Origin of the sequence: Bradyrhizobium viridifuturi (assembly GCF_001238275.1) — a bacterium.
In the GTDB taxonomy this organism is placed as follows: Bacteria; Pseudomonadota; Alphaproteobacteria; order Rhizobiales; family Xanthobacteraceae; genus Bradyrhizobium; species Bradyrhizobium viridifuturi.
In genome coordinates this window covers 1-21122 of sequence record NZ_LGTB01000002.1, presented here as the reverse complement: position 1 = coordinate 21122, position 21122 = coordinate 1, and the positions used below count along the sequence as shown (strand labels likewise).

The following is a 21122-nucleotide window of genomic DNA, read 5'->3' as shown; positions in this document are numbered from 1 at the left end:
TCATCGCGATCACTCGGTTGAACATATTGGTTTCGTTCAAGAACGTGGAAGCTCAATTGGGCGAGCTCAGAAGCCGTATTGCCGTTCTGAAGCCGCTCACTCAGAGGTGAGGGTCGATTGCGTCCGATTATCGAAGACTAGGGCCCTTCTCGGCGCGAAGCGGACAATTCGCTTGAGCTTGACGTCGGAGATGGGCCATTTCCGGACTCATGCACCGCGGCATGGAACATCGAGTTCAGTGACGCTTCGCTACAAACTCGTCCATGTAGCGCAGTAATTTTCGCGCGTCATTTTTGCGCAGGGCGTCAGAAAGGACCCTGTCAATATGGGTGGCCCAGCCCGAATAAGCCAATACCCAACGCCCGTACCTTCTTTTTTCGACAGGGTCTGTTGGCAGCGTCACAATGCCCGTATGCCTATGATCGCGACAAATCGAAGTCTTCATGATATGTAGATTAGGCTCTGTGCCTTCAAGAAACTGAGCAAAGTGGCGTCCGGACAACAGCAAAACACCCGTCAGCCGAAGTTCAGAATTTCGAGCTTCCGCGATACTTCGAATATTGGCGATCTCGGCGTCAGCATTCTGCGTTAGCAAACTGGAGCTGACGTAGAGCCACGTTGCGAACATCGGTCTTACCGCTGTTCAACGATGACTGTTCCCCTCACTATAAATAGGGTGTGCTTGCCGTCCGTTACCTCGGTGGCGACATAGGTATTGCGGGAACGCACCGCAGCTCGTTTCAGGGCGGCCGGCATACGCTGTTTGGCTCGATGACATGCCGCTGCGTTTGACGGGAATAGTTCCCCACGCTCATCTTCAGTCTTTTCGCCGCGCACATGCTGATGAAAGTAGTAACGGGACATTGGGGCTCTCCATTCATGAGTCAACAGACGGAAGAGCGGATTGGTTCAAAAGTGAATATCCGGGTAGGGTGGGAAACTCCGAGCCGAAAACGCCGCAGCCGCAGTGGCATTGGACGCCCGGTGCAATGCGATTATCCGCTCAGGGTCTTGGTCTTGTGCAAACGGATAAGGCAACGCGCAGCCGCGGGTCGCCGGCCGATGTTCTCGCGTCGGATCGTCCATGGCCGTCCAAAGTGGTTGTCGCGACGCGGTATTGCGCTTTTGGACGCGCTTTCTGGCCGTCAGGCGGCACGGATGGCTGCGATCAGGCTCTGTTTGCCGAGGATGTTCATCACCGGTGTGAGGTTATAGGCGAGAACATGCAGCGCCATCTCGGCAGCGACGTTCCGTAGGCGCTTCATCAGGAAGTGGGGCGTGCCCATACGGGCTTTGATCGTGCCGAAGGGATGCTCGACCGTCTCGAGCCGTGTCCGCATGGCGTCGGGATTGGAATCGAGCCGTCTCTGGACCTCCTCGACCACATGCTCATGCTCCCAGCGCGTGATGCGGCGCTCCTTTGACGGCGTAGATTGGCTCTTAATCGCGCAGTCTTGTCACGCTGCTGTCGACCAGTAACGGCGCAGCGTCATTCCCGTGCTCGATGTTGGTGTAGCAAGATACTCCTGGGAGTAGCGATCTCCGACGCTCGCGTTCGGGGATCGCTGGTGTAGTCCGGCCCAATACCCGACCGGCGTCGCCTTGTCCTGGTAGAGCATCGGTGCGTTGATCTTCTCAATTGATCCGGCCATCTACCACGGGCTCAAACGCCCGCGCGTGCTCCGTGACCCTGCGGGTAGCTTTGTCGGGGGCGGAATAGGGGCGATCTGAGGTTAGTTTCATCGGCGGGAATCACGACTTCCGTCCCGGACTGAATGGCATCCGATGACCGACCATGCGAATTCCGGTGAGCCCCATTAAGCGCCGAGGTCGTTCTCCCGAAAATAGAAACGCCGGGAATAATTTGGGTAATTTGGTTTTCAATGACGGATTGAGGCCAACTGACGTTTTTACCGAACTGTCTCGCTTGGTTTGGCCGAGGCTTAAGGCCGGCCGAAGAGCCTCGGACGCGCGCGGCGAGCGCCAAGCTTCGCCATCTTTGATGGCCGGTGGACCTCCGCCCAGCCCTCGGCTTCGGCGGGAGCGCGAGATCCTTCCATAGGCCGTCGCGCCACCCTTCATCGAAGACCGGGAGAAGGTCCTTAAGCTTTGCCCGCGCCACGGTGTCGCGGCGGGCTATCTCCATGCCGGCGGCGCACGCGTCGGGCGCATCCTCCGTTAGTCGCGACCAGCCTCGACGAATTTCTCGGCCAAGGCCATCGGATTGGTGAACATGACCTCATGACTGCCCAAGCTCAACTAGGAGGGGATCATCTCGAAGAAGACGGATGCGCTATACCGGTCCGACCGCAACGAGGCCTGGCTCAAAATTAAAGCCGTTCAGCATAAAAAGACCCGTCCGGTCTCGCGGCGCTTTAGCTCGGCAAGCAGAGAGGCAAGGGTCCGGTCTACATGGTAAGGTCGGCACGGGCTGGAATCGGACGACCTTGGCAAGCATCCGCAAAGCATTAGACAGCGTAGCTGGCCCAAAGAGCAAATTGAGTAAGTCCCTCAGGAAACCGAAAGCAACGTGGGTCGAGCCTGTTTTTTCAGTGGAAATTGAATACCGCGACATCACGTCGGAAGGATTGCTACGCGCCAGTTCGTTCAAGGGGATTTCAAGAAAGTAACTTAGGTTGTGGAAAATATCGTGTTCCGACCCTACGTTCGATCCACCACCGTGAGATCCAAGGCAACCACCGGTGATGAGATCGCCCATCACAGCGCTCCCGCCCCACACCAACAGGGAGCAGCGCCATGAAGAAGCGGCGTCGTTTCAAACAAACAGAAACCCTTCAGGAACGGCTCAGGAAGTTCGCGGCGGATAGCCGCGAACAAGCTAGCCAGATGCCGGCAGGTGAAGAACGAGACCAGCTCGTGAAGAAGGCCCGGCAGGCTGACACCGCAGCCCACCTCGACGAGTGGATGAGTTCACCGGGCTACAGTCGCCGAAATAGGGCTCGAGGCATTTTCCTTCCTCCAAGTCCTAGGGGCCCCCCGTATCCGGCGGGGGCCTTTTGCTTTAGGAACGGCGCACCTCAAGTCACGTTGTCTATTCATGAGTGAACTACATATCCTGGTCGAAGAATCTGTCCAGATCGCTTGGGATTTCCTCGAACGCTCTGGCGAGATCATCGATGGCTACGAGACCAGCCAGTTTCTTGTGAGCGCCGTTGGCCGAATGGCGCTCGCTGGTGAGCGACGCAAGCTCATGCTGGCCAACCTCGCCATCGACGTCTACCGGGCGACCAGGCGAGAGGCCGCATGAACAAGCGGGTCGATGAGGCCGTTGCCGCCCGCGCTTACGAGCTGTGGGAGAAGGCGGGAAAACCGGAAGGGCGGGATGAAGAGTTTTGGTGCTTGGCCGAGCAGGAGCTATTGAACGAGGATAAGTCCTCGCCGCTGCGGACACCCGACACGCTGTGATCAACCCCAACGGCCCCATTTGCCATAGTCTCGGCTGGTGTGCGAAAGCCATCCGCATCTGGCCTAGACCGCCGAGCCCGGGGGATGCCGATGGGGCGCCGGAATGCCCCGCGCGTGAAACCGGTCGGACAACATTGACGCCGGCATCGAGGCGCCTGATGTTGGCCACGTGGTCAACGGCGAACTACCGAGCAGGCATTAACGGCTTGGCGCTTTACGACTTCACCCCGAAAGACTCGAACCCAGCCCAAATCACTCAGCGGCTTTATCCGCTCAACTGATCTTGTGCACATCTCCAGGCTGAAGATCGAGTTCTTCGAGCATTTTCTGCTGCTCTGACGTCACGCTGATGTCCAGAACTTCTGCGGTCCAACCTTCCGGAACAGAAGCGAGTATCAACGTGATCGCCTGACGGGGCTTGGCCCGCGCAATCCAAATTTGCGTCGTCCTTGTGTCGTCTGCAAACACTTCGACGACCGTGAACTTGTTGCCGAACGACTCTGCCATGCCTTCCAATTCGGAGGCCCGACGCTGGTTGCTATCGTCTTCAATCTAGCGGCTACTGCAGCCGCAGGCCATAAGCTTGGATCTCTATTTCCGAGGAGCGGGCCTGTCGGCAATCTTCGGCTTTGGGCTATAATATCGTTATCAGTCACAGACCATCCGAGCACACTGAAGGCCGGTTCCCTTGCGAGAAGGGCCACGTTCCCTGCAATTGGCTGGGGAGGCTAGATGCCAATTGGTCGGTTGTTCGCTTCGACCTTATCGCCATCGGCATCAAGGTTCTGGATTGCCACGCCGCGGAAGGAGCACCAAGTCGGCCGCTTCCTCGGCGTCTTTGACCTGCTCCTTGCGCGAGAAACCCATCTGCGCCGCATGGTCAGAGCGCGGCCAAGGTCTGGCTCGCGCGCACGGCTACAGGAAAGTCTGATGGACTTTCTCCGGCGGCGATCGCGTCCCGGAATCGGCCTTCCACTAGCGCCGCGCCGCCTGCGGCGGCGCTTTGCAGGAACTTCCGGACTTCAGCGTCGTCCACGAGCGGCGCGACGCAAATCAAAGGCAGCCCCGTGCGGACCCTTTCTCGGTCGCACTTTCGACGGCGCACCTCAGAAAGGCCGCGATCGAATCGCGGAGACTCTATGGGGAGAGGAGCGCCTTCGCAGCGCGAGCGTCCTTCCTCTCGGCATCGCCTTGAGGGCACGCAAGAACATCGCACGGTTGTCGCCGAAGACAGCGTCAGGCTCGTCGTCCCACACCATTCCGGCGACCAAGTCGCCAATCGTCACGCCGTCGTAGGACCGCAGGCGAGAAGGGCGACGCACCGCAAGCTGAGGCTTACGGTCGCGTCGCTTCCGGACCGTTGCTGGAGATCGGCGCGCCACGTAAGCTGCCGGCATTGTCAGGAAGCAGGAGCGTCTCATGAACAGGCGGTATGCACTCGGACTCTTCGCGGCGGCGACGATTTCGATTGTAGGATTCCCGGAGGACGGAATTTGCCAAGGCAAGACTCTCAAGGATCAGGTGGTAGGCACCTGGATATACGCATCGAGCACCGCCACGCGCGAGGATGGTAGCGCCGTAGAGCGGCCAAAGCTGCAAGGCGCAGTCACCTATACTGCCGAAGGGCGTTTTCATTTTATTACCGTGCGCTCTGACGCTCCGAAGTATTTATCGGGCGACTCCGCGCGCCCCTCGCCGGAGGAGGCCATGGCCATCGCGTCGGGTGTCATCGCATATACCGGCACGTACACTCTGGATGAAGACACCAAGACGATCCACGTCAACATCGAGACGAGCTCGTTCCCCAATCTCGTCGGAGCACCAAATCAACGACGGGTAATAACCTCGATCAGCGACGATGAATTGAAATTCACGAACCCGCGCACCCCGGCCGGCATTACGTTGGGGTTCGTGTTCAAGCGGGCAAAGTAAGCCCGCCGCCGAGCCCTCCCCACTGGAATCCCTAATGCGTGCAAATCGCCCGGAACGAGCGGGCGGCGGAAAGATTCATCCAGGCAGAAGTGATCTCGGTGCTGATGACGAAAGAGCGACCGAAAGCGATCCGAACGGTGCGAGGCTGGGTTATCAACGTGCTGCAGGAGGTGGGCGCCATCCACGAATGCGAGGAGCACGGGGCCAAGGACCGAGGCGACCCGCACGCCCGCGATCGCGCCGTCGATCTGGCCAGGCAACAGCCGCCCGAAGGCGTGCCGGCTGACGAGGCGACTGCCGCGCTTCGCAACGTGCTGGAGAGCCTCGTCGAAGGCCTCCTGATCCCTGAATATTGCCCCATGAGTAGTCCCACTTCCTCACTCGGCTCCCTCGGTTGCAGTTTCTCTCGATCGGCCGCATCGAGGTGGTTGAACTGCGAGTTGGATACGCCTTCGTCCTCCGTCCCGACATGGAGGAGAAGGCTATGAACAACGAGATTGCGAACGGGCGTCTTCGCTTTTGCGGCAATGCTGCTCCCGGCGGTTGCCTAGAACCTGGAGAGTCCCTCAAAGTAGATGCCCGAGCGCGCGAACTACCACCGCTTCCGTCCAGCCCTATCTGGATTCGATTGAGTGGATGAGCCGGGAATGCAGCCTTCAGCCCTGGCTCTCGAGGGCAGCGAGGCTGTGGCTCAACCTCGCTGTCCGAATTGCGGGCTCGGGCGCATAAGTCGCTTAGTACTCGTTAGAGGCGGACGTCAGCGGGGACCAAGCCCTAAAAATTTTGGGATCCCCTCTTGAAACCAAAAACGACTTTGCTAATTTTTCCGTCACCACCGGACGGTGGTGCCTGGGCGCCCCATGGGTTCAGGCCGTAGAGACGGGCACCGGAAGTGTCCGGTGCCGCTCGTAACCATCTTGCTCTTTGGAGGATTTGGCTATGCGCACTTATGATTTCTCGCCCCTCTGGCGTTCGACCGTTGGCTTCGACCGCCTTTTTGACCTTGCGGAAATGGCCCAACGGGCCGGCGAGGACAACTATCCGCCCTACAATATTGAACGACTGACTGAGGACCGCTACCAGATTTCGTTAGCGGTCGCGGGTTTTGCGCCCAACGAGATCGCGATCACGGCCGAACAGAACGTGGTCACCGTTGAGGGCAGCAAGTCGGAGAAGGCCGAGCGCGATTTCCTCTATCGCGGCATCTCAGCCCGGAGCTTCAGGCGGCAGTTCAGCCTGGCGGACTACGTTCAGGTCAAGAGGGCCGCATTCGACAATGGCTTGCTCAAGATCGAGCTGGTCCGGGAAATCCCGGAAGCCATGAAGCCGCGCCGTATCGCAATCAGTGGCGTGTCGACCGACAACGTCCAGAAATTGGAAGCCAAGGCAGCCTGAGCGGGCTCCGACCGGCGCCGCGCGAGGCTTCGCGCGGCTGCCGCTCGTCGTCAATGCAAAGGAGGTTACCATGCGGCCGACGACCGCTGACGACAACGTGTTTCACTTCAACGCGCTCCTGCATTCTGTCGCCGCTTTCGAACGCCCCAGGGATGTCGTGTGCCACGCCGGCCTGACGACGGCCGAGAAGCGGGCAATTTTGGCAGCCTGGGCGTCCAACGCATCGGCGATAGCGTCGTGCCCGTCGCTCCGTTCGCCCGCCGGACTGAAGAAGCCCGTATCGATCGACGAAATCCTCGAGGCGCTGCGCGAACTCGACGGCGGCCCCCGAAATCCTCCGGGAGGAAAGCCTTGTCGGTTGCGCTCAACCGAACGTGCCTTGGCCGCCTGAGCCGAAGGGGACGAGTTATGATCGAGGGAAATCTTGAACGCCTGCGTGCCCATCGCGCAAATATTCGGCGCTACCGCAGGCTGCTCGCGACGCGGCTCTCGGACCTGGAGCGAACCTATATCGCACGCCGGATAAGCGAAGAGCAGCGTTCGGTGGAGGCTCTTTTGCACGAGACGTTTCCCGATCGCCTCTCGCTGCAGATGGATCGCCGGACAACGAACTTGGAGATGGCCGGGCTGCTACATTCAGCCGAGGCTTTCGGTCATCCAATGGACGTTGTGGATGACTGCGACCTTACATCGTACGAGAAACGGGCCATTCTGTCGTCCTGGGCCGCGGATGCTTGCGCAGTGAAAGACGATCCAGAATCGAACCAGACAATCGATGGCGCTGTGAGTTTCGACGACATCGTGGACGCCTTACGCCTTCTGGAGTTGGGTTTGCATCGGAGGATCGATCGCTCCAACCGAAAAGGCCGACGTTTTGGCAGCCATGAGGCGAACGATAGTCCCGCCCCGTAGATCGATCCTTATTGTTGCTCTGCCGCGACTCCGACGAGAGCGCGGCAGGGGTGGAAATATCTTCCAGCACTGCGAGGGGAAATGTCTCAAACTGTTTCTCAGAAATTGCCGTTGCTCGGCAACGGGCTGACCAACTATTTGGCGCAGATTAGAAAATTTCCCATCCTCACTCAGGATGAAGAGACCACCCTTGGCCGCCGATTGCGAAACCACGGTGATCGCGAAGCGGCTTATCGCCTGGTGACAAGCCATCTGCGTCTCGTCGCGAAGATCGCCATGAGATATCGAGGCTATGGACTACCTGTTGCCGATATCATTTCCGAGGGCAATGTCGGCCTGATGCAGGCCGTGCGACGATTCGATCCGGAGCGAGGCATCCGCCTTTCCACCTATGCCGTGTGGTGGATCAAGGCAACGATCCAGGATTTTGTTCTTCGCTCTTGGTCGCTGGTGAAGATCACGGCGGACGCTGCTCAGAAGAAGTTATTCTTCAAACTGAGGCAATCGAAGAGTGCGATCTCCGCGTTGGGGGACGGGGATCTGAGGCCAGAACAGGTCAAGGCGATCGCCACTCACCTCAAGGTACCCGAACGTATAGTCGTGAATATGGACCGTCGCCTGCGTGGCGACCTGTCCCTGAATTTACGTCACAACGATGCCGGGGACGTCGGCGATGCCCTTGAACGGCTGGTTGATCCGTCGCCCACTCATGACGTGACGTTGGCCGAGAACCAGGAATTGGCTCTACGGCGCGAAGCTTTAACAGCAGCCATTGAGAAGCTAAGCCCCCGTGAAAGGCATATCTTCACGGCGCGCTATTTGAGTGAGGATCCCCTGAAGCTCGAAGCGCTTGCTTTGAAGTACGGAATATCGCGCGAACGTGTCCGCCAAATCGAGCAACGGTCATTTGAAAAGGTGCAGTCCGCGATGCTGGCAGGAGGAGCCTGTCTGAAAAGTCCAGATGGCATTCGAAGGAACGGTAACCACACTTTCGGCTCAGCCGCTTGACCGAGCGATGTTAACGCAATTCATTCTTTGTCTAATGACCGCGAACAGCATGGCCGGGGCGGGAGCCATCTGCGCGGCACGACCTATCGCGGGATTTAGCGAGCGGCCGTCGCACCTCCACCAGATCCGCTCTTGCGCAGATGAAGCAGACTTCAGCGTCCGTACAGCAGGCGATGCAGGGGATTGAAGCCGACCAAAAAGGTAGGCAGCTCATCGGTAACATTCAGCAGAAGGTTGCCGCCGAGCAGGGTGAGCGAAAGGTAATATCTGACCAACTCGGTGCGCTGAGCGCGCGCGTCAACTCGCTGGAATCTGTAAGGGCTGAAAGCCGAGCGCAGGCACCGCCGGCGCGCAAAGACGCATCAAACGACAGGCGGTTCGGTCAGACGCGTGAGCGGCGCCGACCAGCCTCTGCCAAGTTGTAGGTCCTTGCTATGACTGCGGAGAGGACGAGGTTCATTAGGGCCGCGGCTTTCGAAACGGGACCACGACACCATCGGCTGCGCGGATCGCAACTTTGGCCAATTCTAGGGCATCGAACTTGAGATTGACCAGCGTATCAGCGATGCCTTGGCGGTCCAGCTCACGGACGATCGCCTCGGTCACCCTCATCAGTCTGGCGGTGTCAGCTTCGGTCATGTGCATGGGCGCTGGCTAGGGCATGGGGGAGGAAAAGGTGTATCAGGGTTGTGGTTTTCGAAACGGGATCACATCTCTTTCTGCCGCGCGGATAACCACCTTGGCGAGCTCCATCACGTTGAACCCGAGATCGGCAACGGCGTCGGCAACTCCCTGACGGTCCATTTCGTACACGATCGCCTCGGCGATCTTCATCAGGCGGGCTGCCTCGGCTGTGGGGTCGTTCATGAGCGATCCCCGAGCTTGTCGCCCGCTATATCGGAGAGGCCTAGGAAATCGTTCATTCCTAGAGGTTACAGGAGTGCAAGTGGCCGGGGCAATCCTCGCCATCAGCACCCTATTGATGGCCGAAGCCTCTATCGCGGCGCGCGAGATCCTTCGCCGGGGCCGGCGGCAGTGGCCCGACCCCAGCCCAGTCAAACCGCCATAGCTCGCCCTCAGTGCAAGTTGAAGTCGGCTTCTGTCCTTACGAGTTCAATTGATCGAAGGTGCCGATATCGTGGCGAGCACGCGCATATCTACACCGCGCACCGTGACGGAGCGCCCGGTTTCCTGAGCAATCTTAGCGGCCACATTCATGGCGTCGTCCTCGGCCGTGCCCTCGAGCACGATGATGCTGCCGCCGCGTGAAACAGCGGTGGGACTCGACACGCTAAGGACGATCGACGGACGCTTTAAGTTCATTGCGGACTCAACACCAACAGAGACGCCAGGACGGCCGAAAAAACGAACAGCCCAAAGATGGCGAACTGAAGCAGGCGCTCGGGTTTCACTGCGCTCCCCCACGAAATGCTCCGAACCCGCGTAACGCCGGCCGATGCGATTAGTTCCTCAATATACGACCTCGTCGCCTCGGTTCGCCGTGAAGCTTATGACTGGCTAGTGGTATCCACAGGTGGCTCGGTCGCGGGAGATGATCAGAATTGAGAGGGCCTCAGCGTCGCTGATCGGAAGCCCCCTGGTCGGGAGTGTCGAAAACGAGCAAAGCTTGGCCTCTCGCAGTAACATAGGCTCATTCCGACACTGCAAATGCTGCAACTAGATTTGCTCCTGGCCCTTGGGTGTCAGTACCGGCAACTCGCCTACGACTTCGACATAGCCCATATCGCGCAGGGTCTCGATGTCAGACGAGCTAACCGGGCTAAGGGTAAACCGCTTGGCTCGAATGTCCCGTAATACCCACCGAAGCCGAATGACTTCATCAAGCGGAAGTGCTGTCAAATCACTCATTGGGTAGCTCTTGTAGCGATGGTGATCGAGCCCACCGCCGTGAATGCCTTCCGTTCTTCGGCAAAGCGGCTTTGAATATAAATCTGCTCGACATCCGATATCTGGGTTTGGAGAAGTCGGCGGTAGCGGCCGATATTGTCGTCGTGCGCTCGGAGGCGCACCGTTTGCTCATCGGTCATCATCGTCACTCTGAAGGTGGAATATCGGTCCTGCGATGCAAGTGTCCACAAGACGTAGAATGCGCGCTTTTGCTGTCAAGACTTCGGCTGAGCTCATAGTTAACACCCAGATCCCCCAATGCTCGGGGTGTGTTCTGAGTGCCAACCTTGAAGACCTCAGCATAAATGCCGATCGCGCTTGTCCAGCAGAACGGCCGGCTCGATCTCGGGCCCTGTCGCAGTAAAGGTCTCCATTGGCATTACTACGCCGTAGCCCGACTGGACGATGGGTCTCCATACTGGATATCGTATTGAGGGCATGACGGCTGCCTCGATCTGCGCCCACTGCGAGCGCCTATTCGGTTCGTTACTTCGCTGGTGAATGCCACAAGCTGCAGCATTTTTCGCAAATAGCCGCGCTGACGTGGTCCATTCGGCTGAGTGAGGAGGGACTGTAGACAATTACGTTGACCGATCGCGCCAAGGAATGGGCCGGCGTGGTCTTCGGAGCGGCCTAGCAGGCGGCGGCGTGCTCGCCTAGCTGACTGCGGCGCGGATCTTGGCAGCAAAGGGCGCGGCCGGCGGCCTGCGCCTGGCCCGATTCGGGCGATCGTGATCGGTGTTGCCGCCCCGGTCGTGGTCGCGGGCGCCGACGTCCTGCGTCTGGCTGTTGCCAACACGCTCGAGCAGCGCCGCCGGGCCGACTATCGCGGGGAGAGACACGCAGAGCTGGGTCGTCGGAACCTGATGCGCCTGGCGGCGGTGGCCGGCGTCAGGTTCTTACTGTTTGCCGCCCGCGCGCATGTCTGCAACGTCGGCTTTAGCTCGGCCTCGGTGCCGCGAGAGGGCGTCGTGCTTTATCGTGGTGCAAATAGACGCACCGTCGTTCTGTGGAACTATACTGAACACCGGAATCCTACGGCGGTTTGACTGCCACCACCTATGCTAACGTGGTCCAGCAGCGCAAGGCAGACTTGGAGTGCTTCGCAATGACGCGATATTTCTTCGATCTTCGAGACGCTGATGGACTGGTCCTTGACGAGGAGGGGCTGCTGCTGTCGAGCATGCAGGCGGTCCAGCTCGAGGCGGCGAAGTCGCTAGCCGATATGGCGCGCGATGTAATATGGAGCTCTACGCCTGTCAGCGAGCATGACATGTCCATTGAGGTGCGCGACGACGTTGGCCCTGTGATGAAACTCAAGTTCACATTTGGCCTCGAGAAGGTTATTCAATGAACAATCATCGGGAATAACTGGCACCGCTTGTCGATTGTCAAGCAACCGCATCCTGTCGGCGAACTTCCAGCGATCTCGGGTTCGACTTCCTGTCGAATAAGGGGATCCACCCGCGCCGGTCGTCCCTTGTGGCGGAGACGACCGCGCGAGCTTGGGCCGGGCGTCCCGTGCTGAGTGAGATGGCCGGCCTAGCTTCAATTGTAACACGGTAATCTTTAGGAAGCATCTCAGTGCGTGATTTGCACGATGATGCGCATCTCGAACGGAGCCCTCTTATTTTGCTATCTCCCGGTCTGGCCTTTCCGGGTGCAGTTTCGATTTTCTTGACTGGAGCTTGCCCAACAGGGCTGCAATGACATCCAGGGCAAGTTGATCCGAGGTGCGTCCGGAAAGCTCCGTGTACCGCGCAATGTCCCTATCCAGCTCAATGCATTTCTCGCACATGCAACGTCCTGGAGGCGAGCGGCCCCAGCAACCTATGGGGGCCTAGGGGCAGTTGCTGGGGCCTTCTACCGGCTCGTGTGGCGCGTGCGAGCCAGGTCGTGCTTACTGCGCAAACATCGCTATGCCGATGATTACGAAGGGGCTCAGTCCAAAAAGGACGATGGAGAAGTTTTTGAGGAGCTCGCTGCCCATGGCTCAACTCCGGGATATGGGCGCTTCAGAATACCGCTGACAGGCGTCGAGCACATGTGCAATTTGTGCCATGGCATCTCCGTAAAACTACGGGCTTAACCGAGGAGGCCTCCGCCGTGGTTCGTTCACCAGTCGGTTCGCAATTCATACCGATGCTTTAATCTGAACTCCGTGGCTCCTGTGGCGTGCTGGATTCGCTCGAGATCGGCGCCGTCCCTGACTGTGGCATGAAGTTTCCAATCCGGATTCGCCTGAACGACCTCCACGTGGCACACATGTTCGCCGCCGGGAAAGCTGCGAATCTCGCGTAAAGCGACCAACTCCAGGTCCCTTGCCGATATCGGCGTTCTCATGGTCTGACCCTCGCCATCCATGTTCGCGTGGGATGATAACCGATCAGGCCGCTTGCGCTGGCTGAGCGAACTCGGCAAGCAGCCGTTCCAGGTTGCGCTTCTCCTCGTCGATCCTTTCCGTAAACTCCTTCCGCTCCTGCTCCGTTTTCGCCCTGTCGAGCAAAAACCGATAGTGGCCGATTATCTTCTCGCTTCCATGAATCAGAAACTGCGTCGTGCTCATGGTGAGGCACCTTCTGGTTCGATGCCGGCGTCGAGCAGGGGCTGCTGACGAACGAGAAGGGGAATCTCAGCAACCAGATATTCTATCGCCGAGGATTCCTCGGAGAGACGTCGTTCGATGAAGTTGCGCTCAAGGTCGTTCAGCTTTGTGCTGAGCAGCCACCGATAACGTCGGACGTTGTTGCGACGTGCCCGCAGTTGTTCGAGTTGGCGATCCACGATCTCGCGCCTTTTTGTTGTCGAGGGCCGCCGAGCGCACCAGCGGGCCTCGATTCTGTCCACGATGTGTTTCGGAAGGTTGATGTCGTCCATGTCACCCTCCTAGGCTGCCAGAGGACGAAAGGTTGACCGAAGACGATAGGGCTTGCCTCCCGGCGGATGGTGGGGATCGTTGTCAAGACGGCAAAGGGCGTCGAGAATGACGTCGATCTTGACCGGTGATCTTAAATCCGCAGGCGCCCGTAAGCCCGGACAGGATGGGACCGCGGCGGCATCAGATGCCCAGGACGCCAGGAGTGCGCGCTTTTCCTCCTTGGTCATAGACAGGTCTGCCAGGACATCGAGGGGATGATTGAATTGCGCCTCGTTGCGGTGAGATACATTCAGCGAAAAGACATTGGCGGTCGTCGGCCGCATGTTTGCCTCCGTTCCAAGACGAAAATTGCTGTGGTTGAAGCCGCGTGCGGCGAATGCGGACGCGGCTTCGCGCGTGTCAGGCCGCGGCGGATTCGAGCTGGTGAGGGCGGCTCGGCTGCGTCGCGTTGATTGCGATCCGACGCGGCTTCATCGCCTCCGGAATTTCGCGCGCGAGCTCGATCTTGAGCAGGCCGTTGTCGAAGGCGGCATTCTTCACCAGCACATGGTCAGCCAAGCTGAATTGCCGCCGGAATCGACGGGTCGAGATACCTTGATAGAGGTAGTCGCGTTCAGCTTTTTCGACCTTGTTGCCTTCGATCGTAAGGACGTTCTGCTCAGCGGTTACTGAGATTTCATCCGGTGAGAAGCCTGCGACCGCAAGCGCGATCTGGTAGCGATCTTCGGAAAGTCGTTCGATGTTGTAGGGAGGGTAGTTGTCTTCGGTGGCCCGCTGAGCTGTTTCAGCCAAATCGAAGAGACGGTCGAACCCGATCGTCGACCGGAAGAGGGGAGAGAAATCGTACGTGCGCATAGCCAAATCCTCCAAAGAGCAAGATGGGTATGAGAAGCACCGGACACGACCGGTGCCCCTGTCCTGGACCCGATTGGCGCCCAGGATATCGGACCATGATGGACCGACGAGCAACGAATTAGATTAGGATTTGGCAGTGTCAAGGGGAGTACGAAGAAAATTCGACTAGCGGAAAATGGGGCTGTGGAGCCGGGCTGAGGAGTTGGCGAAGGCAGTCGGACAGTTGGCCGTCCGCAAGTGTCGCTCTTCGGTAAGGGAACAATGGTTTTCTGGCTGCGTTAGGCGGTTTTCGGGAGAGTTCACGTGGAAAACATCGTCGAGCGGGTCATCCGCACTTATGGGTTGATGATTAGCCTTAGCCCTGAGGAAGAAGCTGCAGCCAGACAGCGGGTTGTCGAATTTGTTAAGGGCAGAATAGGGGATGAAAACACGATAGCGGTTGAAGCCATCAAGCATCTACGAGGACCAAAGCCTTCGCGTCGGCGGCGCGCCCGTCGAGCCACAGAGCTGTCGGCCTGATGCTGGCCGATGCAGGGCGGCAAGCAGTCACCGTCAGCCCCGATGCCGGTGTCAGCGAAACCTCATGACGCAACGGGCCTTAACAGTGAAAGCGGACCGGCCGCGGAGACGTCTGCTGGGAGGCAAACCGTGGCGGAAGGACCGTGAACCAAGCACGGTGGCCCGCTGAGCTGTTTTCCGCCAAGCCGAAGAGACGATCGAATTCGATTGTCGATCGGAACAGGGGCGCTTCCGCTGTCAATCTGGGTTGGGAAGCGAAAGACATCCAATCGTGTCCGCGAACGGATCGAATTTGCGCACTTCTAAAGAAACGCATTCTTGACTGGATCACTTTGTCTGCTTTTGATGCTGTGGACGGCTCCTCCACGGGCACGAGAGTGCCAAGGAGTGGGCGTCGTTTGAGGCTCCCACGATTCGGAGGAGCAGCCTATGCAGTCAGTCTCGACGATTGGTCTGGATATCGCGAAGTCGGTCTTTCAAACGCATGGCGTCGATGCAGTCGGTCAGGTGGTGATCCGCCGCCAGCTTAAACGTCGTTTCGTGCTGTCCTTCTTTAAAAAGTTGCCGGCGTGCCTGGTGGGGATCGAGGCTTGCGCGTCATCCCATTATTGGTCCCGCCAACTGCAGGCGTTGGGGCATACGGTGCGGTTGATGCCTCCGGCCTATGTGAAGCCCTACGTCAAGCGGCAGAAGAACGACACCACGGACGCGGAGGCGATTTGCGAGGCGGTAACGAGACCCAACATGCGGTTCGTACTCCAAGACTGTCGAGCAACAGAGTTGTCTGATGCTTCATCGAGCGCGCCATCTCTTCATCCGCCAGCAGACTGCCGTCACCAATTCAATCCGCGCCTATCTTGCTGAGTTCGGGATTGTTGCCCCGGTCGGGCGCCGGGGTGTCGAGCAACTGCTGGAAGTCGTCGCCGATACAGCTGACCGGCGGCTCCCAGAGGTGGCCCGTGCGTGTCTTGCGGCTCTCGGCAGTCAGTTGCGGGCACTGAAGGCAAAGATCCTGGAGTTCGACCGACGCATCATCGCCTGGCATCGATCAAGCGCGACGAGCAAACAGTTGGAAGCGATCCCTGGCGTCGGGCCGGCGCTGGCAACAGCGCTAGTTGCGAGCGTTGCCGATGCCAAGGCCTTCCGATCGGGCCGGGATTTCTCCGCCTGGGTTGGGCTCGTGCCGAAGCAGAACTCGAGCGGAGGCAAGGATAAGCTTGGCAGTATCAGCAAGCAGGGTGATCGCTATTTGCGCAGCCTATTCACGGCAGGCGCACTCGCCGTGATCCGCTATGCCAAGATCCATGGCACGGGGCATCGGCCCTTGGCTCACCGCGCTGCTGGCGCGGCGACCCACCAAGGTCGCCGCCATCGCGCTCGCCAATAAGCTGGCCAGGATGGCCTGGGCGATGATGGCCAGGAACGAACGCTACGAGGAACCCGCCGCTCTCACGGCGTAAACGAGATCACAGCCGGACACGCCGGTGTGACGTAACGGTTGGAAGGGCGAACAGCACTTAATGCAGCGCCGATCGCTCCGGCGATCAGGACAACCCACATGGGCCATGGCATCTTCGAATGCGTGCTTTTGATCGGGACCTGATCCGCGGAGGGCATTATGGCCAGCGGTCAAGTGAACCGCGCAAACAGGCCGAACACATGGCCGCTCCGACCAACGCCGCAAAGTGAAGATTCTCCTTGCCAACCAGGAGCCGTCCACACATGGCCCTTAGCTGACGGTCTGCATGACCGTCGAGGACGTCGGCTCATGCGGGTGAACTGGAAGTGCTCGGCTCGGTCGCCATGGCGGCTCTTGACCCAATCCGGACTCGTTCGCCGTACTCAACTTGTTCTCATTAGGTAGGGGCTGTCCATATTTGACCCCGCGTATCCTAATTTGAATCCGCTAGTGTCCTAAGTCGCTTAGCCGGAACGTCTGGACTGCTACGCACCGTCTTGGGCATAACGCGCTTCTATAGCGCGGCAAACTCGTTCCTTACGTGGTTCTCCTTAAGTGGAACCACGGTCTGTCACGATGCCTTGATTCATTTAAGGATGAATGCGCGCATCAAAGCGCGCGGAACTTTGCGGCCCTAGGACGTACCGCGCCTAGGGCCGTCTCTTTACGGCCCAGCGTGTATCTAACGAGCATGGAACTGGAGAGGGAAAAGCGGTCGATCGAGCGGAAGCTGGCGCACTGCCGCAAGCTAGCCGAGCAATATCCGGATGGCCCGACAGCTCAGCACATCCGGGAGCTAGAGGCCGAGCTACGCGAAAGCCTCTATAAGCTGGAATTTCCTACCGATAAGTAAGGCCGTCTCAGTTGGCGGCCTCAAACGGAAAAGCCCCGCCACGCTGAGAACGTGACGGGGCCGAATTCCAATTCCAAGGCATCACTATGCAGGTGGTCTGGACGGGCAAGGTCCAGACGAGCGGTAAGGTAAACCTGATACCTTAATCGATTCTTATGAAGATATCGGAATACCACCCGGGTTATTGCGGGTCGCCCGTAAGGTTGGTGTCAGCCGGAAATGTTTGGATACACGGGCAACATGGAGAGAACAGTTACCGCCCGGCGGCTTCGGTTGCCGGGCGTTGTTCGTTCGGTTGAGCGAATGGCAGACCTTAGAAAGCTATCGGATGGACGATGATACGCCTGCAACAGAAACTACTCTGAGCGCATGGCGAAAGAACCTCCATCGCCTTGCGGACTGGATGACGCGCAGTAATCGGAATCCGGAACCGTCCCGCCCTGCGGACCCAGCGCGTACCGAAACACCAAGCCGAACAGAAGTCCCGTCGCGTCAGCCGACACGCCCGCGCACCTAAGGCCGCCTCAGTTGGCGGCCATTCTCCCGCCTCCGCCTTTGACGTCCATCAAAGCTAAACCGATCCTGGCCGGGCACATTCCAAACACGTTGCAAAGACTGGCCAGATCCAATTTGCCCACGATTGCGCAACGGAGGATCGCTTTATTTTAAGCAGGTCCGGTGGAGGCCGCCGTAGCGTACGCATCCGACGGGCGCCGTCTTGTCTGAGGCGCTGTAATTGGCCAAGCGTGTAACCTTAAGTCTAGCTTTAAGGTCATCAGGCGATGCGGGTCGAGGTTTTAGGCGGGCTGGAGCGGCGGCGGCGCTGGTCGCAGGATGACAAGGCGCGGATTGTCGAGGAGACGTTGGCGCCGGGCGCAAAGGTCACTGCGGTTGCGCGTCGCAACGGCGTAGCGGCCAGCCTGGTGTTCACCTGGCGTCGACAAGCGCGGACATCCGAGCAGGCCGTACCATCTTTTGTGCCGGTGCAGATCGCCGCTACGGAAGCGGAGGAAACTCCGAAGCTCTTATCTGCGGGTGATAGCCGAGGGCGGTCTGTGGCAGCCGCGCGTATTGGATTGATCGAGATCGACCTTGGCAACCGGCGACCCATCCGAGTGGACGCGCACGTCGATCCGGAAGCGCTGGCGCGGGTCCTCGAGGTGCTTGAGCGCCGATGATTGCTATACCGGGTAATGTGCGAGTGTGGCTTGCGACCGGCCACACCGATATGCGCCGCGGCTTCCCGAGCCTCGCGCGGCTGGTCCAGGAGAGCTTGAAGCGTGATCCGCACGCTGGTGATCTCTACGTTTTTAGGGGCCGCCGCGGCGACCTGATCAAGATCATCTGGCATGATGGCCAAGGCGCGTGTCTGTTCACGAAGCGGCTGGAGCGCGGGCGTTTTTTGTGGCCATCGCTGGCGGACGGCGTTGTGACGATCAGCGTTGCGCAGCTATCGTATCTTCTGTCCGGAATTGATTGGCGGATGCCGCAGGCAACCTGGCGTCCACAGGCTTCCGGTTAAATCGAGCGGGATTTTTTGCGACGAATATGGTTGATTCGTCTTCGTGACGACGCCCGCCGATCCGCTTCCCGCCGACCTTGCCGCTGCGCATGCGATGATCATTGCGCAGCGCGAACAGCTGACGCCGGCGAAGAGCGAAGTGACCGTCGGCCGGCTGGAAATCGAGCGGCTGAAGCTGATGCTGGCCAAGGCACGGCGAGAGCAGTTCGGGCAATCTTCTGAACGCGGCAAGCTGCTGGTCGAGCAGCTCGAACTCGCCATCGAGGATCTTGAAGAGACCCAGGCGGAGCAGGAAACCAAGGCCGAGTTCGCAGCGCCGGAAGCCGCCAAACAGCAGCGCGCGCAAAATCCACGGCCGCCGCGACGTCCGTTGCCGGACAATCTGCCCATCGAACGCGTCGTCGAACCCGCGCCTTGCGTATGCGGCAAGTGCGGCGGCGACCGACTGCACAAGCTCGGCGAGGTGGTATCGAAGACCCTGGAGTGCGAGCCGCGGCGCTGGAAGATTATCGAGCATGTCCGCGAAAAGTTCTCCTGCCGAGATTGTGAGGCGATCACAGAGGCTCCGGCGCCCTTCCATCCGATCCCGCGAGGCTTCGCCGGGCCGAGCTTGCTGGCGATGGTGCTGGTCAACAAGTTCCTGCTGCATCAGCCGTTGAACCGACAGAGCAAGACCTATGCCCGTGAGGGGATCGAGATCGACGTCTCGACCTTGGCGGATCGGGTCGGCGCCTGCATGGTCGCACTCGATCCCATTATTGAGGCCATCCGGATCCACGTCATGAGCGCGGAACGCATCCACGCCGACGACACGACGGTGCCGGTACTGGCCAAGCTTAAGACGGTTACCGGCCGGATCTGGACCTATGTTCGCGATGACCGGCCGTTTGGCGGCGCGGATCCGCCGGCGGCCCCGTTCTACTACTCACGCAACCGGGCTGGAGAGCACCCGCAAAGCCATCTTGCCGGCTATGTGGGCCTGATGCAGGCCGATGCCTTTGATGGATATAACCAGCTCTACAAGGCCCAAAGGAAGCCGGCTCCGATCCTTGAAGCGGCCTGTCGGAGCCACGGTCGCAGAAAGTTCTTCGACCTGGCGAAATCTGGAGAGGCGCCCATTGCCAGCGAGGCCGTGCGACGCATCGATATCCTGTTCGAGATCGAGCGCACCATCAACGGCAAAACGCCAGAACAGCGACTTGCGGTGCGTCGAGAGAAGTCCGCACCAATCGTTGCTGATCTCGAGATCTGGATGCGCCAGCAGCGGACCTTGCTCTCCTCAGGCAATGATACCGCAAAAGCGATCAACTACCTGCTCAACCGCTGGGCGGCGTTCACTCGCTTCCTGGACGACGGCCGCATCTGCCTCTCGAACAACGCTGCCGAACGCGCGTTACGCGGTGTGGCCGTCGGAAGACGAAATTGGACATTCGCCGGTTCAGACGCTGGCGGACGTCGCGCCGCCGCCATCTATACGTTGATCGAAACCTGCAAGATGAACGACGTTGATCCGCAAGCCTGGCTCGCCGACGTGCTGGCCAGGCTTCCAGGTCACCCCGTCAACAGAGTCGTCGATCTACTCCCGTGGAATTGGAAGGCGACCCGACGGTCCAAAGCGGCTGCCGCCTGAGCGCCACCGCAGATCCGCAGACCGGCGCGCCTGCCCGGGGTGCTGGTCGGATGCGTACGCCGTAGCTGGCGGCCTCTTTCATTTTCAAAGTGCGGCCGAAAGATTTACCAGCAAGTAGAAACATTTGCTTATGTCAGTCTCCGAGAACACTGTGCGCATAATCGGCACTAACGACCAGCGCTTGATCTAGATCCAAGAACGAATGAGCTTAGTCGGCTTATTTTTGTAGCGGCTTTATGCATGAAAGGTCTTTTCTCATGCCCCGCCTTGCGACATTGGGATTGTGCGTAACCGCCTCTATGATGATCGTGTCCGTAGCTATTGCCCAGAACTCGCCGCCGACATACCAAGCCGACCCTGACACATATAAGGTCATTTTCGAGGACCAGAATTTCCGTGTTATCGCAGCGACCTGGAAAAAGGGTGTGACCGACAAGCCGCACTCGCACCCACTGCCGTTCGTAATTTATGCTCTCGACGACTGCACGCTGCGTATCCACAATCCGGACGGTTCAACGCGCGACCTCCCGGGTAAGGCCGGAGCGGTTACCTCAGGTCCGGTGACCGCCTCGCATTCAGCTGAAAATGTCAGCGGCGCCGACTGCCACGGGATTTTGGTTGAACGCAAATGAGCGAAAACTCTTGGCAAAGCGATTAACGAACGCCTAGTGATCGAATAGGCGTCGCTTCGCTGCGGTGCATAAGTCTGGAAGTGGCCCGTGGCTGACCTCAGCCCAGAGCGCGGCGATGTCCGCTTCCGAGAGGTGACCCGACCAAGGGCATGCTGGCTGCCGAGGGCTGCCTTGACCCACGACAGAGGCCGAC

29 protein-coding genes and 2 pseudogenes are annotated in these 21122 nt (G+C 59.2%); 18 read left to right on the top strand and 13 right to left on the bottom strand.

What is annotated here, in order from left to right:
- Positions 1-235: 235 nt before the first annotated feature.
- The 3 genes and pseudogenes from ALC15_RS02155 to ALC15_RS02150 all read right to left on the bottom strand — a co-directional run.
- The gene (locus ALC15_RS02155; protein ID WP_050625873.1) at positions 236-628 is read right to left on the bottom strand and encodes a BLUF domain-containing protein; all 393 of its coding nucleotides are present in this window, start codon (positions 626-628) and stop codon (positions 236-238) included.
- Positions 629-633: 5 nt separating this feature from the next.
- A complete protein-coding gene (locus ALC15_RS43020) occupies positions 634-864 on the bottom strand; it encodes a DUF6894 family protein (RefSeq protein WP_128089404.1) in 231 nt (76 codons plus the stop codon).
- 281 nt (positions 865-1145) lie between these two features.
- Positions 1146-1515, bottom strand: a pseudogene (locus ALC15_RS02150) (transposase); the annotation flags it as partial.
- A 773-nt stretch (positions 1516-2288) separates the two neighbouring features.
- On the opposite strand from ALC15_RS02150, the gene ALC15_RS41350 reads away from it, so the two are divergent.
- The 3 genes from ALC15_RS41350 (at position 2289) to ALC15_RS41340 (ending at position 3426) form a co-directional block, all read left to right on the top strand.
- Positions 2289-2630, top strand: a complete 342-nt coding sequence (locus ALC15_RS41350; RefSeq protein WP_244485889.1) for an ATP dependent DNA ligase — start codon at positions 2289-2291, stop codon at positions 2628-2630.
- A 428-nt stretch (positions 2631-3058) separates the two neighbouring features.
- Complete coding sequence (locus ALC15_RS02145) at positions 3059-3268, top strand: hypothetical protein (RefSeq protein ID WP_050625871.1); 210 nt, start codon at positions 3059-3061, stop codon at positions 3266-3268.
- A complete protein-coding gene (locus tag ALC15_RS41340; RefSeq protein ID WP_094193608.1) occupies positions 3265-3426 on the top strand; it encodes a DUF2934 domain-containing protein in 162 nt (53 codons plus the stop codon). Before ALC15_RS02145 ends, ALC15_RS41340 begins: the two co-directional genes overlap by 4 nt.
- Positions 3427-3699: 273 nt before the next feature.
- On the opposite strand, the gene ALC15_RS02140 is transcribed toward ALC15_RS41340, so the two are convergent.
- Positions 3700-3933, bottom strand: a complete 234-nt coding sequence (locus ALC15_RS02140; protein WP_094193643.1) for a hypothetical protein — start codon at positions 3931-3933, stop codon at positions 3700-3702.
- Between the two features lie 912 nt (positions 3934-4845).
- Here ALC15_RS02140 and ALC15_RS02125 point away from each other — a divergent pair.
- The 7 genes from ALC15_RS02125 to ALC15_RS45375 all read left to right on the top strand — a co-directional run bounded on the left by ALC15_RS02125 (position 4846) and on the right by ALC15_RS45375 (position 9098).
- On the top strand, positions 4846-5358 hold the full coding sequence (locus ALC15_RS02125) for a lipocalin-like domain-containing protein (protein ID WP_050625867.1): 513 nt from the start codon (positions 4846-4848) through the stop codon (positions 5356-5358).
- Between the two features lie 38 nt (positions 5359-5396).
- On the top strand, positions 5397-5846 hold the full coding sequence (locus ALC15_RS47480) for a hypothetical protein (protein WP_063781764.1): 450 nt from the start codon (positions 5397-5399) through the stop codon (positions 5844-5846).
- Between the two features lie 451 nt (positions 5847-6297).
- A complete protein-coding gene (locus tag ALC15_RS02115; protein ID WP_050625866.1) occupies positions 6298-6753 on the top strand; it encodes an Hsp20 family protein in 456 nt (151 codons plus the stop codon).
- Between the two features lie 70 nt (positions 6754-6823).
- Positions 6824-7144: a hypothetical protein gene (locus ALC15_RS02110; protein WP_050625865.1), complete on the top strand. Its 321-nt coding sequence runs from the start codon at positions 6824-6826 to the stop codon at positions 7142-7144.
- A gap of 17 nt (positions 7145-7161) precedes the next feature.
- A complete protein-coding gene (locus tag ALC15_RS43015) occupies positions 7162-7665 on the top strand; it encodes a hypothetical protein (protein WP_050625864.1) in 504 nt (167 codons plus the stop codon).
- A gap of 81 nt (positions 7666-7746) precedes the next feature.
- Positions 7747-8673 (top strand): RNA polymerase sigma factor RpoH, encoded by a 927-nt coding sequence (gene rpoH, locus ALC15_RS02100; protein ID WP_050625863.1) that lies wholly within the window; start codon positions 7747-7749, stop codon positions 8671-8673.
- A gap of 140 nt (positions 8674-8813) precedes the next feature.
- Complete coding sequence (locus ALC15_RS45375) at positions 8814-9098, top strand: hypothetical protein (RefSeq protein ID WP_210168573.1); 285 nt, start codon at positions 8814-8816, stop codon at positions 9096-9098.
- Between the two features lie 34 nt (positions 9099-9132).
- Here ALC15_RS45375 and ALC15_RS02095 read toward each other — a convergent pair whose 3' ends face one another.
- The 5 genes from ALC15_RS02095 to ALC15_RS02075 all read right to left on the bottom strand — a co-directional run bounded on the left by ALC15_RS02095 (position 9133) and on the right by ALC15_RS02075 (position 10721).
- The gene (locus tag ALC15_RS02095) at positions 9133-9312 is read right to left on the bottom strand and encodes a hypothetical protein (protein WP_128089403.1); all 180 of its coding nucleotides are present in this window, start codon (positions 9310-9312) and stop codon (positions 9133-9135) included.
- Between the two features lie 42 nt (positions 9313-9354).
- Positions 9355-9540: a hypothetical protein gene (locus ALC15_RS02090; protein ID WP_050625861.1), complete on the bottom strand. Its 186-nt coding sequence runs from the start codon at positions 9538-9540 to the stop codon at positions 9355-9357.
- A gap of 246 nt (positions 9541-9786) precedes the next feature.
- Positions 9787-9996, bottom strand: a complete 210-nt coding sequence (locus tag ALC15_RS02085) for a hypothetical protein (protein WP_050625860.1) — start codon at positions 9994-9996, stop codon at positions 9787-9789.
- A gap of 354 nt (positions 9997-10350) precedes the next feature.
- Complete coding sequence (locus ALC15_RS02080) at positions 10351-10542, bottom strand: hypothetical protein (protein WP_050625859.1); 192 nt, start codon at positions 10540-10542, stop codon at positions 10351-10353.
- Positions 10539-10721: a hypothetical protein gene (locus tag ALC15_RS02075; RefSeq protein ID WP_063781778.1), complete on the bottom strand. Its 183-nt coding sequence runs from the start codon at positions 10719-10721 to the stop codon at positions 10539-10541. Before ALC15_RS02075 ends, ALC15_RS02080 begins: the two co-directional genes overlap by 4 nt.
- Before the next feature lie 591 nt (positions 10722-11312).
- Between ALC15_RS02075 and ALC15_RS43010 the strand changes: the two genes are divergently transcribed.
- Positions 11313-11630, top strand: coding sequence for a hypothetical protein (locus ALC15_RS43010; RefSeq protein ID WP_128089402.1), 318 nt, complete (start codon positions 11313-11315; stop codon positions 11628-11630).
- Positions 11627-11935 carry a DUF6894 family protein gene (locus ALC15_RS02065; protein ID WP_347336266.1) on the top strand — a complete coding sequence of 103 codons (309 nt, stop codon included), beginning with the start codon at positions 11627-11629 and terminating at the stop codon, positions 11933-11935. Before ALC15_RS43010 ends, ALC15_RS02065 begins: the two co-directional genes overlap by 4 nt.
- 1032 nt (positions 11936-12967) lie before the next feature.
- Here the strand turns inward: ALC15_RS02065 and ALC15_RS02055 are convergent.
- The 4 genes from ALC15_RS02055 to hspD all read right to left on the bottom strand — a co-directional run bounded on the left by ALC15_RS02055 (position 12968) and on the right by hspD (position 14314).
- Entirely contained in the window at positions 12968-13147 is a 180-nt protein-coding gene (locus ALC15_RS02055) for a hypothetical protein (RefSeq protein ID WP_050626085.1), read from the bottom strand.
- Positions 13144-13458 carry a hypothetical protein gene (locus ALC15_RS45090; RefSeq protein WP_200914631.1) on the bottom strand — a complete coding sequence of 105 codons (315 nt, stop codon included), beginning with the start codon at positions 13456-13458 and terminating at the stop codon, positions 13144-13146. Before ALC15_RS45090 ends, ALC15_RS02055 begins: the two co-directional genes overlap by 4 nt.
- Before the next feature lie 9 nt (positions 13459-13467).
- Positions 13468-13782, bottom strand: coding sequence for a hypothetical protein (locus tag ALC15_RS41320; protein ID WP_094193607.1), 315 nt, complete (start codon positions 13780-13782; stop codon positions 13468-13470).
- Positions 13783-13858: 76 nt separating this feature from the next.
- On the bottom strand, positions 13859-14314 hold the full coding sequence (hspD, locus tag ALC15_RS02045; protein WP_050625855.1) for a small heat shock protein HspD: 456 nt from the start codon (positions 14312-14314) through the stop codon (positions 13859-13861).
- Positions 14315-14617: 303 nt separating this feature from the next.
- On the opposite strand from hspD, the gene ALC15_RS43005 reads away from it, so the two are divergent.
- From ALC15_RS43005 to ALC15_RS02020, 6 genes and pseudogenes are all read left to right on the top strand, one after another.
- On the top strand, positions 14618-14833 hold the full coding sequence (locus ALC15_RS43005) for a hypothetical protein (RefSeq protein WP_128089401.1): 216 nt from the start codon (positions 14618-14620) through the stop codon (positions 14831-14833).
- Between the two features lie 429 nt (positions 14834-15262).
- Positions 15263-16293 (top strand): annotated as a pseudogene (locus tag ALC15_RS02040) (IS110 family RNA-guided transposase).
- Positions 16294-17927: 1634 nt separating this feature from the next.
- The gene (gene tnpA, locus ALC15_RS02035; RefSeq protein ID WP_050625854.1) at positions 17928-18323 is read left to right on the top strand and encodes an IS66-like element accessory protein TnpA; all 396 of its coding nucleotides are present in this window, start codon (positions 17928-17930) and stop codon (positions 18321-18323) included.
- A 23-nt stretch (positions 18324-18346) separates the two neighbouring features.
- Positions 18347-18667 (top strand): IS66 family insertion sequence element accessory protein TnpB, encoded by a 321-nt coding sequence (gene tnpB / locus ALC15_RS02030; RefSeq protein WP_016845823.1) that lies wholly within the window; start codon positions 18347-18349, stop codon positions 18665-18667.
- Positions 18668-18761: 94 nt separating this feature from the next.
- A complete protein-coding gene (tnpC, locus tag ALC15_RS02025) occupies positions 18762-20297 on the top strand; it encodes an IS66 family transposase (RefSeq protein ID WP_162240467.1) in 1536 nt (511 codons plus the stop codon).
- A 257-nt stretch (positions 20298-20554) separates the two neighbouring features.
- A complete protein-coding gene (locus ALC15_RS02020; RefSeq protein WP_050626084.1) occupies positions 20555-20929 on the top strand; it encodes a cupin domain-containing protein in 375 nt (124 codons plus the stop codon).
- Positions 20930-21122: the final 193 nt, after the last annotated feature.